The sequence below is a fragment of the Streptomyces sp. A2-16 genome, from assembly GCF_018128905.1.
Classification (GTDB): domain Bacteria; phylum Actinomycetota; class Actinomycetes; order Streptomycetales; family Streptomycetaceae; genus Streptomyces.
The window spans coordinates 9106234-9122189 of record NZ_CP063808.1 but is presented as its reverse complement, the minus strand read 5'-3'; the positions used below and the strand labels follow the sequence as shown (position 1 = coordinate 9122189).

The window sequence follows — 15956 nt, the reverse complement described above, 5'->3', positions numbered from 1 at the left end:
GCCACGGGGAGGTCTTGGTGGGTGCGACAGCCGGGGCCGTCGTCTGGGGGCGTGCCGAGCAGCAGGACTTTCGTAGCCGGGTGCGCGGGACGCTTCTCGGGGTGGCCGTGGGCGACGCACTGGGCGCGCCCGTGGACGGGCTCGGACTGGACGAGATCCGCGAGGCGTACGGCGCCGAAGGGCTCGTGGACCTCGGATTCGGGTACGGCCGGCGCGGCGCCGTCACCCATCTCACCCAGCTCAGCCTCTTCACCGTGGACGGGCTCATACGGGCCCAGGTGCGGCGGGACACCGGGGCCTGGCATCCGCCGACGGATCTGCACCGGGCGTATCTGCGGTGGGCCGCCACCCAGCGCGACTGGGGGCCCGACGAGCGGCGCAAGGACGACGGCTGGCTGGCCCGGGAGGAGTGGCTGTACGCCCGCCGCGACCCGACCCGGTCCCTGCTCATCGGGTTCGGCGACGACACCATGGGGACGCTGGAGTCGCCCAAGAACCCGAACGAACTCGGGCCCGAGGCCACGGCCCGCTCCGCGCCCTTCGGGCTGCTCGTCGGGTGGGAGCCGCAGCTCGTCGTACAGCTGGCCGTGGAGTGCGCCGCGCAGACCCACGGGCACCCCGTCGCCTATCTGTCGGCGGGCGCGTACGCCGTGATCGTGCATGCGCTGGCCCTGGGCGAAAGCCTGGACGGGGCGGTGCAGCGGGCGCTCGCGCTGCTGGCCGCGCGGCCCGGGCACGAGCCCGTGTCGGACGCGCTCCAGCACGCGCTGGGCGCGGTACGGCAGGGGATGCCGACCCCGGCGCGGGTGGAGGAACTCGCGGCCGACGGTTCGGCGGACGGGCTGCTGTCCGCCGCCGTGTACTGCGCGCTGGTCGGGGAGGACGTACGGCACGGTCTGTGCCTGGCCGTGAACCACGACGGCCCCTCCGCCGCGGCCGGCGCCCTCACCGGCGGCCTGCTGGGCGCCCTGCACGGCGAGACGGCCCTCCCGCCGGCCTGGCTGGCCGAACTGGAGGGCCGTCCCACGTTGCTCGAACTCGCCGACGACTTCGCGATGGAGATGACCCAGGGCCCGGCCCTGCACGGGCCGGCCGGGGCCTCCCCGGGGTGGCTCGCCCGCTACCCGAGGGGCTGAGGCGCAGGCAGGTCCTTCCGCCGCCGGTCCTTCGCCCGCTAGTCCTTCGCCCTCGTACCGATCACGTCGTCCACCCCGCCCGCCGGAACCGGGATCGCCGCGGCCGCCGAGTCGTCGTCGCCGTCCGTGTTGATCTTCTCGATGATCGCCAGGCGCTCCGGGGTGTCCTCGGGCTTGATGAAGCCGACCAGGATGTAGAGGACCAGGGAGACGGCCAGCGGGATGGAGACCTGGTACTGGAGCGGGACCCCGCCCTCGACGTTCCAGCTGATCGGGTAGTTGACCAGCCAGAAGGCCAGCAGACCCATCGACCAGCTGGTGAGCGCAGCCGTGGGGCCGGAGCGGCGGAAGGGGCGGAGCAGGCCGAGCATCATCGGGATCGCCATCGGTCCCATGAGGCCGGCGACCCACCGGATGACCACCGTGATGATGTCCTTGAAGGTGGGCGAGTTGACCTGGGTCGCCGCCGCCATGGACAGACCGAGGAAGACCACGGTGGTGATGCGGGCCACCCGCAGGCCCTGCCCCTGGCTCCAACTGCGCGCCCTGCGCCACACCACCGGTGCGCAGTCACGGGTGAAGACCGCCGCGATCGCATTGGCGTCGGAGGAGCACATGGCCATGGTGTGCGAGAAGAAGCCGACGATGACCAGACCCAACAGGCCGTGCGGGAGCAGCTGTTCGGTCATCAGACCGTAGGAGTCGGACCCGTCCGGCTTCTGCGCGTCGACCAGCAGCGGTGACATCCACATCGGGAAGAACAGCACGACCGGCCACACCAGCCACAGGATCGCCGACAGCCGCGCCGAGCGCTCGGCCTCGTACGCGTTCGCCGTGGCCATGTAGCGCTGGGCCTGGTTGAGCATGCCGCCGTTGTACTCGAAGAGCTTGATGAAGAGGAAGGCGAGCAGGAAGACCGTTCCGTACGGCCCCACCAGCGGCTCTCCGTGGCCCTGCAGCTCCGGCTCGTCCCAGGCGCCGAAGAAGCCGATGCCCTTGTCGTTGAGCTTGAGGACCACCGCGATGAACATCGCGATGCCCGCGAGGAGTTGGATGACGAACTGTCCCAACTCCGTGAGGGCGTCGGCCCACAGGCCGCCGATCGTGCAGTAGACGGCCGTGATGGCGCCGGTGATCAGGATGCCCTGGTTGAGCGAGATGCCCGTGAACACCGACAACAGGGTCGCGATCGCGGCCCACTTGGCGCCCACGTCCACGATCTTCAGCAGCATGCCCGACCAGGCCAGCGCCTGCTGGGTCTTGAGGTCGTAACGGTTCTTCAGATACTCCAGCGGGGACGCCACATGGAGCCGTGAGCGCAGCCGGTTGATGCGCGGCGCGAACAGCTTCGAGCCGATCGCGATGCCGAGGGCGATGGGGAAGGACCAGGTGATGAAAGAGGTGACGCCGTAGGTGTAGGCGATGCCCGCGTACCCGGTGAACATCACCGCGCTGTAGCCCGACATGTGGTGCGAGATGCCGGACAGCCACCAGGGCATCTTGCCGCCCGCGGTGAAGAAGTCGCTGACGTCGTCCACGCGCTTGTGCGACCAGATGCCGATCGCGACCATCACACCGAAATAGCCGATGAGCACGGCCCAGTCGAGACCGTTCATATGCGCCCTCCCAGGGATCAGCCCGGCGCTCATCGTGGGCGCCACCGCGTGGACACGACAAGCTGGTGTCGGGTCAAGGGGAGGTAAAGATATTCGAGATGATGGCCTGCGTTCACCTACATGAACTCATCGCATCAGCTCCCCGGCGTTGACCAGCAACGACTGTCCGGTGATCGCCCGGGCCCGATCCGAGGCCAGGAACACGGTCGCGTCCGCCACGTCCCCGTCGGTCGCGAGATCGGGCAGCGCCATCCGATCGGTGAGCCGCTTCAGGACCTCGCCCTCCGTCACCTTCTCCGTGTGCGCCGTGAACTGCACGTACGCCTGCACCGGCGGCCCCCACATCCAGCCCGGCAGCACGGTGTTGACGCGGATCCGGTCCGGGCCGAGCTCCCGCGCCATCGAGTACATCGCGCTGGTCAGCGCCCCCTTCGAGGCGGCGTACGCGGCCTGCCGCACCTGCGAGGGGGCGGCCACCGCCGACTGCGTCCCGACGAACACCACCGAACCGCCGCCGGCCGCCCGCAGTCCCGGCAGACAGGCCCGAGTCATCCGCAGCGACCCGAGCAGGTTCACGTCGATGACCGACTGCCAGGTCGCGAAGTCCGCGTCCTCGAGGCCGCCGAAGTAGCTGTCCCACGCGGCCACCTGCACCACCGCGTCCAGCCGTCCGAACCGCTCCACGGCCAGCTCCGCGAGCGCCGCGCACTGCCGCTCGTCGGTGATGTCCGCCGAGCGGTACGCCGTGTGCGCCCCGTCCGGATCGATCTCGGCGGCGCTCTTCGCGAGGTTCGCCTCGGTCCGCGCCCCCAGCACGGCGTTCCCGCCGTCCCGCACGACGGCGGCCGCGACCTGGTGACCGAGCCCGGCCCCGACTCCCGACACCACGACGGTCTTCCCGGAGAGAAGTGACATACCGGCGGCCTCCCTGATTCCTGCCTGGTTCCTGGCTCTGGCGCATTATCTGACGGGGCGTCAGAGTATGGGCGAGTGCTGGAGGAGGGAAGGTCCCATGTCAGAAGAGACCCGCAGCGAGACGTACGCCGAGCTGGCCGCCACCGGACCCTACGGAGTCCGCCCCGGTCACGCGCTGATCACCATGGTCGAACCGCATCCCGGCCACGAGTACGCCTACAACCGCTGGTACGAGGACGACCACTACTACGCGGGCGCGATGGCCATGCCGTGGATGTTCGCCGGCCGCCGCTGGGTGGCCACCCGGGACCTCCAACTCCTGCGCGTGCCGGAGAAGTCGGCGGTGGCCCAGCCGGTGACCGCGGGCTGCTACCTCTCCACCTACTGGGTCACCGACGGCCGCTACGACGACCACATGAGGTGGACGGTGGCCATCAACAAGCGTCTCAACCGCGACGCTCGCGTCTACCGCGACCGCACCCATGTCTTCACGGCGTTCCAGGACCACGAGGCGACGGTGTACCGGGACGGAGCCGCCGGCCCGAGGGACTTCCACGCCCTGGACCACCCTTACGCCGGGCTGGTGCTGGAGGTCGTCGACGCCGAATCACCCGAGCAGCGGGGGGAGTTGCTGGAGTGGCTGGTCTCCCGCCACCTGCCGAAGCGCGTGGCGGGCTCCCCGGCGGCCATGGTGACGGTCTTCCGCCCGACCCCCCTGCCCGGCGACCGCATGACCTACGTGAAGCAGGTCGAGGGCGTCGACACCCGGCTCACCCTGCTGTGGTTCCTGGAAACGGACCCGAGGGAGTGCTGGGACCCGTACTTCACGACTTCGGAGGACCCGCCCATGGGCCGCCGAGAACTACTGGCGCCCTTCATCCCGACGGTCCCGGGCACGGACAAGTACGTGGACCGGCTGCGCTGACCCGGGCAGCCGGCCGGCTACTTCAGCTCGTCAGGACAGGGCGTTCCCCGAGGCACCGTGTAAGGCGCCGCCAACCGGTACGTCCCCGCATGCGGCGCCAGCAGCATCGTCCATTTGTCCCCGTCCGCGTCCTCGGGCGTCTCCATCAGACACCCGTTGACGTTGTCGAAGACCTTCGGCTCCCCGTCCCCCCGCTCCTTCGACTCGTCCGTCTCCTGCGGCGGCTTCAGCTTCTTGCCCTCCGCGTCGACGATCGACAGCCAGGGCGAGTACGGGATCCGGATCAGGATCCGACCGGCCTTCTTCACCCGCATGGTCATCTCACCCTGCGCCGCCCGGTCGACCACCGTGTCGGGGGAGGCCAGCGGCGCCGGGTCGGTCACCTGGAACAGCTGCCAGTTCGCGTCGCCCCAGATCTGCTTCAGATACGGCATCCCGCGCTGGACCAGCTCCCGCTCCCGCTCGCCCCCGTCCCCGTCCGGCTCGTCCTTCGGCACCACCACGAAGTGCACGGCCCAGCGCTGGAGCCACTCGTGGTAGTTCGCGGAGTTCAGGGTGTCGTCGTAGAAGAGCGGGTTGCGCTCCATGTCGGCCTGCCGGTTCCAGCCCCGGGCGAGGTTGACGTACGGCGCGAGCGCGGACGCCTCACGGTGGGAGGCGGCCGGCACGACCTCGACGCGGCCCTTCTCGGCGCCGACCTCCTGGAGCTCGTTGACGAGGGGGGCCAGCTCGCGGGCCCAGGACGCCGTGGGGGTCGTGTGGACGACGTCGTCGACGGACTTGAAGCCGATCCACACGGTGAAGCCGACAAAGGTGATGACGACGGCGTACCACTTGCGGGTGCGCGGCACCGTGAACGGCAGCGCCGCCGCCAGGGCCACCCCCGCGAACAGCATCGACAGCCGCGAGATGTTGGAGCCGATCTGGGAGCTCACCAGCCAGACCAGGACGACCGACAGGCTGTACACCCCGGCGGTGATCCGGACCGTCGACCACTCGCGCGGGACGAGCAGGAAGACGAGGACGCCGTACGCCAGCGGCAGGAGCACCGAGGCGATCTTCATCGGCTGGGTGCCGGCGAACGGGAAGAGCCAGGCGGACAGGGCGACCACGGCCGTGGGCGCGAGACCCAGCGCCCAGGCGCCCGGACGCCGTTTCTGCAGGAAGAGGGCGACCGCCACCAGGCCCACGAACAGGCCGGCGACCGGTGAGGCCATGGTCGCGAGCGCGGCGAGCGGGGCCGCGCACAGGGCCTTCGCCCAGCGTTTGTAGCGCCAGCGGTGCGGCCAGCAGAAGACGACGGCGACCGCGCCGAGCGCGAAGACCGTGCCGAGGCCGAAGGTCACCCGGCCCGAGGCCGCGTTGCACAGAAAGGCGTACACGCCCGCCAGCGAGGCCCACAGCGGGTTCTTCACCGACCGGCTGCGGATGAGGATCAGCGTCAGCAGCCCGGCCGAGACGGTGCCGGCCAGCATCATCGTCGTACGGACGCCGAGGACCGACATCAGATACGGCGAGACGATGCTGTACGACACCGGATGCATGCCGCCGTACCACGCCAGGTTGTACGCGGAGTCCGGGTGCCGGCCGACGAACTCGGCCCACGCGTCCTGCGCCGCGAGGTCCCCGCCACTGTTCGCGAACGTGAAGAACCAGACGATGTGCAGGGCGCCGGAGAGCGCGGTCATGGAGAGGACGGGGTGGCGCAGCAGCCGCTCACGCAGCGCGAGGAGGGCGGCCCAGGTCCTGGCCCTGAGGCCGCTCGGGGGACCGCCGTTCTCGCTCCCGGGTTCCGCGGGCACGCGTATTCGCGGGCCGGTACCCGGGCCCGGGTCGGTCTCGTCGGCGCGTGTCGGCTCCGCAGTGGCCACCTGAAGGCACTCCCCGTGGTGTCCCGTCTTCTTTTCTCGGCCGCGCCCCAGCGTCGACCTGCCCCGGTTCGTGACGCTAGCACGCGGCCCGCCGTCCGGAACCCCGGGCGGGGTCCGGGCGGCGGGCCGCGTGAGGCGTCCGTGCCGTTTCCGGATCAGCCGAGGCGGGTCAGCTTGTCGGTCAGACCCGGTTCGGCCAGATCCTTCTGGAGGGTTACCGGGACCTTGACCGCGCCGCCCTCGCCGTCTCCGACGGTGAGGGTGCCGACCTTGGTGCCGGCCTTCGCGGTGTGCGGTACGTCGTCGGCGGCGAAGGACAGCTTCACCTCGAAGCCGGCCCAGCCGACGGCGGTGACGTCCTTGGTCAGCACGACGGGGGTGTGGCCGCCGAGGCCGTCGTCCACGTATCCGACGACATCGCCCTTCTTCAGGATCTTCGCCGAGGTCAGCTCGTCCTGGGCCGCGAGCATGGCGACCCGGCTGACGTCATTGACGGTCTTGATGATCGGCGACTTGTGCTGGCCGAGGATCGCGCCGACCAGGGTGACGGTCTCGCCGCCCACCTCCTTGCGGGCGGCGAAGAGGAGATTGCCGCCGGCCGCGGTGGTGGTGCCGGTCTTGATGCCGATGGCACCGTTGTAGGGGACCAGATAGTTGTAGTTGTACCACTTCTGTCCGGACGGATCGATCCACTGGCCCATGGACGTGATCTCCATCAGCGCCGGGATCTTGACGAGCTCGTTGCCCAGTTTCACCTGGTCCTCGGCGGTGGAGACGGTGCTCTCCTTCAGGCCCGAGGCGTCGGTGTACTTCGTGTTCTTCATGCCGAGTTCCTTGGCGGTGTCGTTCATCTTCTTGATGAACGCCGCCTCGGAACCGGCGTCCCAGCGGGCGAGCAGCCGGGCGATGTTGTTGGCGGACGGGATCATGATCGCCGCGATCGCCTGCCTCTGGGTGAGGACGTCGCCCTGCTTGACGGTGGTGAGGGTGGACTCGCCCTGCTTGTTGTAGCCGGCCTCCTTCTCGGCGAGCGCGTCGACGGTGATCTTCGCGCCCTCCTCGCCGGACTTGAGGGGGTGGTCCTTCAGGACGATGTAGGCGGTCATGGCCTTGGCCACGGAGCCGATCGCGACGGGGGTCTGCTTGCCGAAGTCGCCCATGGTGCCGACGCCTTCGACGTCCATCCAGCCCTGGCCCTGCTCGGGCCACGGGAGGGCCGCCTTGCTGCCGTCGAAGGTGTAGGAGTCCTTGGCGGTCAGGCTGAGGGTGGGCTCCGGCAGCGGGCGCAGGGCCTGCACGATCGCAAACACGACGACCAGCAGGATGAGGAGCGGGGTCCAGATCTTGACCCGGCGGCCGAAGGTGCGCAGCGGGCTGGGCGGGGGCGGCGGAGTGTTGGTGAGCTCCGCGAGCAGGTCCAGGGGCGGCTTCGGCGGCAGGGGCTGCTGCGTGGTGCGCTCCGGGCCGACCTGGGGGACGGCGGCGGTCACGTCGGCCTTCGGCCGCGACTCGCGGGGCTCGTCGAGGGCCTTCAGCGCGACGAACCTGCTCGTCCGCTCGGCCTCGGCCTCCGGCTTGCGCGTCGCGGGCTTCGCTTCCGCGGGCTTCGCTTCCGCGGGTTCCGCCGGCTTCGACTCCGCGGCCTTGCCGAGCTTCAGCATGGTGGTGGGCTGGTCCACGGGGGGCCGGGGGGCCTTGAAGACGGCGGTGGGCTGGTCGACGGGGGGCGCGTCATCGACGTCCGCGTCCTCGGGCACGGCGTCTTCGGGAGCCTTCCCGGGCACGGCGTCCTCGGGAGCCTCGTCGGGCTCGTCGTCCGTCCGCGGGTCGGTGGGGGCGGGTCGCGCAGTTCCCCGCGCCCCTGGGGTGTCGGGGTCGGTGGTGTCGGGACGGGGGGCCTCTTCGGCTACGGCCGTCTCGGCGGCGTCGGTGGCCGGTGCCGGTTCGCTGTCGGGCTCCGGGTCGGTCTCCGGGTCGGTCTTCGCCTCGGTGTCCCGGACGGGCTCGTCCTCGGGGGTCTCGTCGGCGGGCTCGGTGCCCTTGTCCTCGGGCTGCTCCGCGGGCTCCGCCTTGCCGGGACCGTCCTCGGAATCGGCCCGGCTCGCGTCCCCCTTGGACACCCAGGCCGCCACCACGTCCCGCAGCCGCGCGTCACGCTCCGCGGCCGACTCGTCCCGCTCGCCGGAGCCGTCGGCGTCAGCGGAGTCGCCCTCGGAGTCGTCCGAACCCTCGGCCGTGCCGGTGTCCTCGGAGCCGCTGTCGGCCTCACCGGAGCCCTCGACCGTGCAGGCGTCGCCGGAGTCGCCCTCGGCGTCGTCCGAGACCTCGGCCGTGCCGGGCTCGTCCGCGGGCTCCGGGCCGGCGGCGTCCTCAGGGCGCTTCTCCGTGGCCGCGGGTGCGTCCTCGGGGTCCGATGTCCCGGAACCGGCCGCTCCTGCCTCTGCGGGGCTCTCGTCGGCGTTCTCGGGGGTCTCGGGGGTCTTCGGGAGGTCGCGCACCGAGAAGACCCTCGTGGCCGTGTCGAGGCCTCCGAGGGAGATCGACTCCCGTGCCACCGCGAGCCGGGGATCGCGGGCGGAACTCCTCGCCTCGGGAACCGGACTCCCGCTCCCCGACGTCGGTTCTGCCGACGACTCGCGCTGCTTCGACCTGTCGGGGGACTCGCCCGCCACCGATGCCTCCTCCATGTGTCGCGGGTGATCGGGATTCCGTCACCCTGCGTCTGCCGAACCGTTGAACCGCCGCCCGGGCAGCCGCCGCACCCCGCTGTCCGAACCATGTACCAGTGTCCTGTGTGCGGCCTTGCCCCAAGCGGTAGACGAGAACGACATACCTACCGGTTCCACTACAAACAGGTCACGCACCCTCGACAGACCAATGTGAGAGGGGTCACCCTGTCTTTCATCCACGCGGGGAGGCATGGATGGGCAGGAGCCGCAGAACACTTCCGGAGGAGCTTCTGCTGCTGGCGTTGGACCCGGCCACGGGTACCACCGCACAGCCGCAGTCGCTCGACCTCGGTCTGGCCGGAGCACAGCTAGTGGAGCTGGCGCTGGCCGGACGGATAGCCCCAGACGGGGATCGTATCGCCGTGGTAGCCCCACGGCCGACTGGAGATCCGACTTTGGACTGCGCGTTGGAGTTGCTGCGAAGGCGTGGCGCTCCCGTGCGGGCAGTGAACTGGATCGGCGGGCCGCGCCTTGGGCTCCGCCAGACCTACCTCTCGCATCTGGAGCGGTGCGGCATGGTGCATGCCGTGGCGGGTCAGATGTGCGGAGTGCTGCCGACGACCCGTTACCAGGCGACCGACAACGAGATCAGCCGGGAGATCAGGTCCCGACTGGACTCGGCGATCCGCACCGGCGTACCGCCGGACCCGCGGACCGCGGCGCTCGCCGCCCTGGCACACGCGGTCGGCCTCGGCAAGCACCTGTATCCGGGCAACGAGGGCCGTTCCTCGCGCTCCCGGCTGCGGGACCTCATCAGGCACGACCCGATGGGCGGACTCGTGGCGCACGCCGTGATGGACGTCCAGAACGGTGTGGCAGCACAGCCACGTCGTAGCCCGGCACCGGCCGGCCGTCAGGCCGCCCCCGGAGCCAGGCCCGCGCCGGAACCCGCCCGCGGCGTTCCGATGCAACCGCGCCGAGGACCGATGGCGCGCGCCGTGGCTCACTGAGCCGCAGTCCCACGGCACGCACCGCCGACAGCACGACCGCACCACCCGCACGACCGCACCACCCGCACGACCGCACCACCCGCACCACTGAGCCGCCGCACCGTCAGTCCCCAGAGACCGGTTCGGGAGCCGCTGGCCGCGCGGGGTGACGGAACCGCGACGTCCGTACATCGGGCGTCGCATGGTTCCGGCGCCCCGCGCGGCCGCATGTCCGGGCCCGGGAGGCCGAGTTGCCGGCCCGACCGATGTGCACGCGGCGCATATACACCGTTTCCCAGCGGTAATAAGCACCTTGGTGGCAGTCTGCTCAACAGCAGATACGCAAAGTCAAGAACGAGGCACGCAGCCGGAGGTGCACGTCCCGTGGCGTCCAATGTCAATCCCACCGTCAGGCGACGCCGGCTGGGCCAGGAGCTGCGCAGGCTCCGCGAGCTCAAGGGCATGACGGCCGAAGAGGTGGCGGAGCGGCTGCTCGTGTCGCAGTCGAAGATCAGCCGGCTGGAGAACGGCCGGCGCAGCATCAGCCAGCGCGACGTCCGCGACCTGTGCGGCGTGTACGAGGTCGAGGACCAGCGCATCGTCGACTCCCTGATGCAGATGGCCAAGGACTCGCGCCAGCAAGGCTGGTGGCATGCCTTCGGGGACATCCCGTACAGCGTCTACATCGGTCTGGAGACCGACGCCGAGTCGCTGCGGGTGTACGAACCCCAGATCATCACCGGCCTGTTGCAGACCCGGCCGTACGCCGAGGCCATCGTGCGCGGCGGCGCGCCGGAGGCGACGGAGACGGAGAACGACAAGCGTGTGGAGGTGCGGCTGCGCCGGCAGAGCCGGGTCGCGGCCGAACGGGAGCCGCTGCGCCTGTGGGTGGTTCTGGACGAGGCGGCCCTGCGCCGCGTCGTGGGCAACCGGCAGGTGATGCGCGAGCAGCTGGAGTACCTCGTGGAGATGTCCCAGCAGCCCCATATCACCGTGCAGGTACTGCCGTTCGACGTCGGCGCCCACCCCGGGCTCAGCGGGCAGTACTCCATCCTGGAGTTCTCGGACGCGGCCGACTCCAGCGTCGTCTACATCGAGGGCGTCACCAGCGACCTGTACCTGGAGAAGGCGCACGACGTGCAGAAGTACACCGTGATGTACGAGCACTTGAGGGCGCAGGCGCTCAACGTCGACCAGTCGCGTCAGCTGATCGAGGACATCGCCAAGGAGTACGCCCGGGAGTACGCCCGTTGAACCGCTTCTGAGCCTCTTCCCGACAGGGCGGGCCGGATAGTACACCCCGGACACGTCCGTCTGGAAGAGTCCCTTGGAATATGCCGCCATAAGAGTGAATGACTGCTCCGAAAGAGGAAGTCGGCGAGTAGCGTCGATCACGCCAACGATCAGTAAAGGTTGGCGTAATCCGAACACTGCGCATCTGGCTACGGAGCGAATATGGCAATTCGTCTGGGCAACCTCGACACATGGACGACCTCCACCTACACCAACGCCAACGGGGCGTGCCTGATGGTGAGGTCGACCGAAGAGGAGGCACTCGAACTCGGCGACACCAAGATTCCCGACGGTCCCAAGCTGGCCTTCCCCGCCGAGGCGTGGAGCGCCTTCGTGACCTCGGTCAAGGTGTGAGACCACGCCACACCACTACAACTGCACAAGCACCACCACAGAGCCCTCTCGACCAGATCGCCGTCCTTGCCGAGGGGGCCTGCGGCGCTTTTGGGCGTGGGAAGGCGGGTATGGCCAGGCGCGTTTCCACCGCACCCACTCAGCGGCGCGGGGAACTGCGCGACCAGCCCCCACCGGCCCGCACTCGACCGACGGCCTAGCCCAGGGCGCTCTCCACGGCCGTCACGACCTCGTCGGACTCCGGCTCGGTCTGCGGCGAGAAGCGGGCGACGATCTTCCCGTCCCGGCCGATCAGGAACTTCTCGAAATTCCAGCGGATGTCCCCGGCGTGCCCCTCCGCGTCGGCGAAGTCCACCAACCGCTCGTACAGCGCGTGCCGGCCCTCCCCGTTCACCTCGACCTTCTCGGTCAGCGGGAAGGTCACGCCGTACGTCGCCGAGCAGAACTCCGCGATCTCCTCGGCGCTGCCGGGCTCCTGCCCGAGGAACTGGTTGCAGGGCACGCCGAGCACCGTGAAGCCCCGCTCCGCGTACCGCTCCTGGAGCTTCTCCAGCCCGTTGTACTGCGGGGTCAGCCCGCACTTGGAAGCCACGTTCACGATCAGGACCGCCTTGCCGGCGTACTGGGCGAGCTCGGCGGAACCGCCCGTGAGGGCCCCGATCTCGACGGCCAGGGGAGAGGAAGCATCTGTAGTCGTCATGAGCGGATGCTAACTCCGCTCGGTGAATCCCCGGCCCCGGCCCCCGATGCCTCCATGAGCACCTGGCCGGCCGCCGTCCGCACATACAGCACCGACCGCCCCGCCCGCCGCCGCTCCACCAGCCCCGCGTCCAGCAGCACCCGCAGATGCCGCCCCACCGACCCCAGGCCCTGCCCGGTCACGGCGACCAGCTGGCTGGTGCTCAGCGGGGAGTCCAGCAGGACGAACACCTTGGCCCGCCCGGTGCCGAGCAGCGTGCCGAGGCTCGCGGGCACGCTCCGGGCACCCGGGTCGGCGAGGGCGCCCGCACAGCCGTAGACGATGGCGTACCGGCCCGGCTCCTCCCACGTCGCCCAGCCGCGCCCCGGCGTGACCGGCAGGAAGACGAGTTCGGCGCCGCGGATGTCGCGGGGCGGGCGCTCGTGCCGGTTCACCTGGAGCCGGTTGTCGCCGAGCCAGCGCGTCTGGCCCGGCAGCAGGGAGTCGATGACGGCCGCCCAGCCGCCCCGGCTCACCTGCGCGGTCCGGGCCACCACGTCCGCCTCCAGGATGCGCCGCCGGCGGTCCCAGTACGGCTCCACGGTCCGCGTCCAGACGTGGGCGAGGAGCGCGGCGGCGCGCTCCGGGAGGTCGTCCCGCTCCAGGGCGGCCGGGAGCGGGCCGCGCAGGGAGACCCGGACGTCGGCGCGGGCCTCGGCGGGGTCGGTCGCCCGGATCCGCGCGAGCGTCTCCTCCAGGGGTGTGCCGTCACGCGGCAGGGGCGCGAGGAAGTCGGCGATCCAGGACGTGCCCATCCCGGAGCGCACGAGCAGCGCGGTCACCGGGTCGGCCGCGAGGAGCGCGCGGTAGCCGGGCAGGTGGGCGCGCAGCCAGGCCTCCTCGCCGGGATGCGCGGCGGTGCCGGTGTGCAGCAGTCGCAGGGTCGCGAAGGTCTCGGTGAACGGGCAGACCACGAACCGGCTGCGGACGAGGGTGTCGGCGCTCAGCTGCCACCAACCCATGCGCACCCCCGGAGCTTTCGCGGACGCGCGAAACAATAACCGTCACGTGCGGAGCGCTCTCAGACTCCTGCGCATGCGCAGCTATCGAACCCTGTTCCGCATCCCGGAGTTCACCCCGTTCCTGCTCTCCTTCGCCGCCCACGCGGCGGCCCAGACGATCGGCGGCCTGGCCCTGGCCACGCTGGTCTACCGGGCCACCGGCTCCCCGCTCCTGTCGGCGGTGAGCATGTTCGGACCGCAGCTAGCGCAGCTGCTGGGGGCCGCGTTCCTGCTCTCGGGTGCCGACCGGCTGCCCCCGCGTGCCCTCCTGACCGTCATCTCCCTCGCCTTCGCGGCGGGTACGGCGGTGCTGGCGCTGCCCGGTCTGCCGGTCGGGGCGGTCTTCGTCGTCCTGCTCCTGCAGGGCCTGGTCGCGTCGCTGGGCGGGGGAGTGCGCGGCGGCCTGATGAACGAGATCCTGCCCAAGGACGGCTACGTCCTGGGCCGTTCGGTCTTCAACATGCTCTGGGGCCTGGTCCAGATCACCGGGTTCGCGGCCGGCGGCGCTCTGCTGGCGCTCCTGTCCCCACGGACGTGTCTGCTCCTCGCGACGGCGATGTACGTGCTGTCGGCCCTCGTCACCCGCCTCGGCCTCACAGCCCGCCCGCCGCGCTCCGCAGGCCGCCCCTCCTTCTCCGCGACCTGGGCCACCAACGCCCTCCTGTGGTCCTCCCGCCCCCGCCGTCTGGTGTTCCTCGGCCTGTGGGTCCCCAACGGCCTGGTGGTGGGCGGCGATTCGCTCTATGTCTCCTACGCCCCCGCGGCCGCCGGCACGATGTACGCCTGCGGGGCGCTGGGCATGTTCCTGGGCGACCTGGCGGTCGGCCGCCTGGTGCCGCCCGCCCTGCGCCCCCGTCTCGCGACCCCGCTGCGCCTGCTGCTGGCGGTGCCGTACCTGTTCTTCTTCCTACGGCCGTCGGTGCCCCTGTCGGTCCTGGCCGCCACGGTGGCCTCGGTGGGCTTCGCCGCCTCGCTGGTCCTCCAGGAACGCCTGATGGCCCTGACCCCCGACGAACTCGCGGGCCAGGCGCTGGGTCTCCACACCACCGGCATGGTGGCCCTCCAGGGCATCGGCGCGCTCCTCGCCGGCTCCCTGGCCCAACTCACCTCCCCGGCCACCGCGATGACCCTGATGGCGATCGCGTCGCTCGCGGTGACCCTGACGCTCCACGTGCTGGAGAGGCGTGCGGCCCGTCGGCCCGGCGGGGTGAGCTCCGCGGACCCTACGGAGTACCGACCGGCTCCTCGGTGAAGGCGAGGGGGACCGTCCTGACGAACCGTTCCCCGACGTCCTCCAGGTACGTCTCGAGGGCCGGCGGGCGGTAGCGGGGGTCGCCCGCGCGGCGGCGCAGGACCGTGTCGGCCAGGTACTCGTGCCCGACGAGACGGCCCTCCTTGTCCCTCTCCTGCCCGATGGGGCGGTGCAGGGGCTTGAAGACCCGGTAGAAGCCCTTGCGGGAGGGGACCCACGGGCCCAGCGGGTTCGGCTGGACGGCGAAGTCGACGCACTTGTCGGGGTCCATGACGTCCGGTCCCTGAGCGCTGAGGACCTTGGGATCGAACTCCAGGCCGTACCGGATGGCCTGCCTGACCATCCACAGCAGGGTGATGTCGGACAGACCCGAGTCCTTCTCGCCGCCCCCGACGGAGAGATGCACCCCGGAGAACCACACCTGCAGCAGCTCCTGGTCCCGGTCGGCGCCTTCCTCCTGCTGCCACAGCGTCGGCGGGAACGCCGAGCGCTCCTCGTCGACGGCCAGGGCCTGGAAGGCGCCGTTCACCGACTTGCTGAGGGTGGTGTCGTGGAAGGCCCAGCGGTGGTTGAAGCGGTCGACCAGCGGCTGGAGGAACCAGGGCGCCGGAACCGGGATGCCCAGGGAACCGACCGTGTCCCACACGCCCACGAAACGGATCTCCGTCTCGTACGAGTACGCCCTGCGGAACAGGGTCGCGGCCACGCTGGTCGGCTTGTCGGCGCGACTGCGGTACAGCGCCCACGCCTCACCGATCCGATCGACCTGCTCCGGGCGCAGGATGCCGCAGTTGCGCACCAGCCCCGCCAGGCTGCGCGCGGTGAACGCGCCCCGGCTGAAGCCGAACAGGTACAGGCTGTCCCCGGGCTCGAAGGTGTGGACCAGGAAGCGGTAGGCGTCGAGCACATTGCGCGAGAGCCCCACTCCGAACGCCCCGCCCCGCAGCCGTTCCCGCCGGTTCGTGCCGACCCCGCTGTGGTAGTACACCCGCTGTTCCGTTCCGGCAGCGGAGCGTCGCCGTACGGCCAGGGCCACCTTGGCGACATTTGTCTTGCTCGGCTGGTCGGCGAGATTCCACGTCCCGTCGCAGCAGACCACCAGACGCTTGGCCATTTCCTGCCTCCTCTCCCTGTAGAGAGGACCCCGCGACTGCTCGGTAGATACAGCCAGTACCTCAAGGACCGCGCCGACCCGC

13 protein-coding genes are annotated in these 15956 nt (G+C 70.7%); 6 read left to right on the top strand and 7 right to left on the bottom strand.

The features are described 5' to 3' along the window. Nucleotides 1–17 precede the first annotated feature (17 nt). Nucleotides 18–1136: an ADP-ribosylglycohydrolase family protein gene (locus IOD14_RS40860; RefSeq protein ID WP_123989938.1), complete on the top strand. Its 1119-nt coding sequence runs from the start codon at nucleotides 18–20 to the stop codon at nucleotides 1134–1136. Between the two features lie 38 nt (nucleotides 1137–1174). Here the strand turns inward: IOD14_RS40860 and IOD14_RS40855 are convergent, their stop codons facing one another. Both IOD14_RS40855 and IOD14_RS40850 read right to left on the bottom strand, forming a co-directional pair. After that, the gene (locus IOD14_RS40855; RefSeq protein ID WP_123989937.1) at nucleotides 1175–2752 is read right to left on the bottom strand and encodes a sodium:solute symporter family protein; all 1578 of its coding nucleotides are present in this window, start codon (nucleotides 2750–2752) and stop codon (nucleotides 1175–1177) included. A gap of 126 nt (nucleotides 2753–2878) precedes the next feature. Beyond that, nucleotides 2879–3667, bottom strand: coding sequence for an SDR family oxidoreductase (locus tag IOD14_RS40850; RefSeq protein ID WP_212672902.1), 789 nt, complete (start codon nucleotides 3665–3667; stop codon nucleotides 2879–2881). 97 nt (nucleotides 3668–3764) lie between these two features. On the opposite strand from IOD14_RS40850, the gene IOD14_RS40845 reads away from it, so the two are divergent. After that, the gene (locus IOD14_RS40845; protein ID WP_212672901.1) at nucleotides 3765–4592 is read left to right on the top strand and encodes a hypothetical protein; all 828 of its coding nucleotides are present in this window, start codon (nucleotides 3765–3767) and stop codon (nucleotides 4590–4592) included. 17 nt (nucleotides 4593–4609) lie between these two features. Here IOD14_RS40845 and IOD14_RS40840 read toward each other — a convergent pair whose 3' ends face one another. Both IOD14_RS40840 and IOD14_RS40835 read right to left on the bottom strand, forming a co-directional pair. Further along, on the bottom strand, nucleotides 4610–6463 hold the full coding sequence (locus IOD14_RS40840) for an MFS transporter (RefSeq protein WP_123989934.1): 1854 nt from the start codon (nucleotides 6461–6463) through the stop codon (nucleotides 4610–4612). Between the two features lie 155 nt (nucleotides 6464–6618). Further along, nucleotides 6619–9150 carry a D-alanyl-D-alanine carboxypeptidase gene (locus IOD14_RS40835; RefSeq protein ID WP_212672900.1) on the bottom strand — a complete coding sequence of 844 codons (2532 nt, stop codon included), beginning with the start codon at nucleotides 9148–9150 and terminating at the stop codon, nucleotides 6619–6621. A 236-nt stretch (nucleotides 9151–9386) separates the two neighbouring features. On the opposite strand from IOD14_RS40835, the gene IOD14_RS40830 reads away from it, so the two are divergent. From IOD14_RS40830 to IOD14_RS40820, 3 genes are all read left to right on the top strand, one after another. After that, nucleotides 9387–10142, top strand: coding sequence for a GPP34 family phosphoprotein (locus IOD14_RS40830; RefSeq protein ID WP_031039640.1), 756 nt, complete (start codon nucleotides 9387–9389; stop codon nucleotides 10140–10142). A gap of 363 nt (nucleotides 10143–10505) precedes the next feature. Beyond that, nucleotides 10506–11375: a helix-turn-helix transcriptional regulator gene (locus tag IOD14_RS40825; RefSeq protein WP_123989932.1), complete on the top strand. Its 870-nt coding sequence runs from the start codon at nucleotides 10506–10508 to the stop codon at nucleotides 11373–11375. Nucleotides 11376–11576: 201 nt separating this feature from the next. After that, nucleotides 11577–11768, top strand: a complete 192-nt coding sequence (locus tag IOD14_RS40820) for a DUF397 domain-containing protein (RefSeq protein ID WP_123989931.1) — start codon at nucleotides 11577–11579, stop codon at nucleotides 11766–11768. Nucleotides 11769–11964: 196 nt separating this feature from the next. On the opposite strand, the gene IOD14_RS40815 is transcribed toward IOD14_RS40820, so the two are convergent. Both IOD14_RS40815 and IOD14_RS40810 read right to left on the bottom strand, forming a co-directional pair. Next, nucleotides 11965–12468 (bottom strand): glutathione peroxidase, encoded by a 504-nt coding sequence (locus tag IOD14_RS40815; protein ID WP_123989930.1) that lies wholly within the window; start codon nucleotides 12466–12468, stop codon nucleotides 11965–11967. Next, nucleotides 12465–13469 carry a helix-turn-helix domain-containing protein gene (locus IOD14_RS40810; RefSeq protein ID WP_123989929.1) on the bottom strand — a complete coding sequence of 335 codons (1005 nt, stop codon included), beginning with the start codon at nucleotides 13467–13469 and terminating at the stop codon, nucleotides 12465–12467. The genes IOD14_RS40815 and IOD14_RS40810 overlap by 4 nt, the downstream gene beginning before the upstream one ends. A gap of 73 nt (nucleotides 13470–13542) precedes the next feature. Between IOD14_RS40810 and IOD14_RS40805 the strand changes: the two genes are divergently transcribed. Continuing rightward, on the top strand, nucleotides 13543–14760 hold the full coding sequence (locus IOD14_RS40805) for an MFS transporter (RefSeq protein ID WP_212672899.1): 1218 nt from the start codon (nucleotides 13543–13545) through the stop codon (nucleotides 14758–14760). Here the strand turns inward: IOD14_RS40805 and IOD14_RS40800 are convergent. Then, entirely contained in the window at nucleotides 14732–15874 is a 1143-nt protein-coding gene (locus tag IOD14_RS40800) for a DUF2235 domain-containing protein (protein WP_212672898.1), read from the bottom strand. The two genes, IOD14_RS40805 and IOD14_RS40800, sit on opposite strands and share 29 nt — an antisense overlap. Nucleotides 15875–15956: the final 82 nt, after the last annotated feature.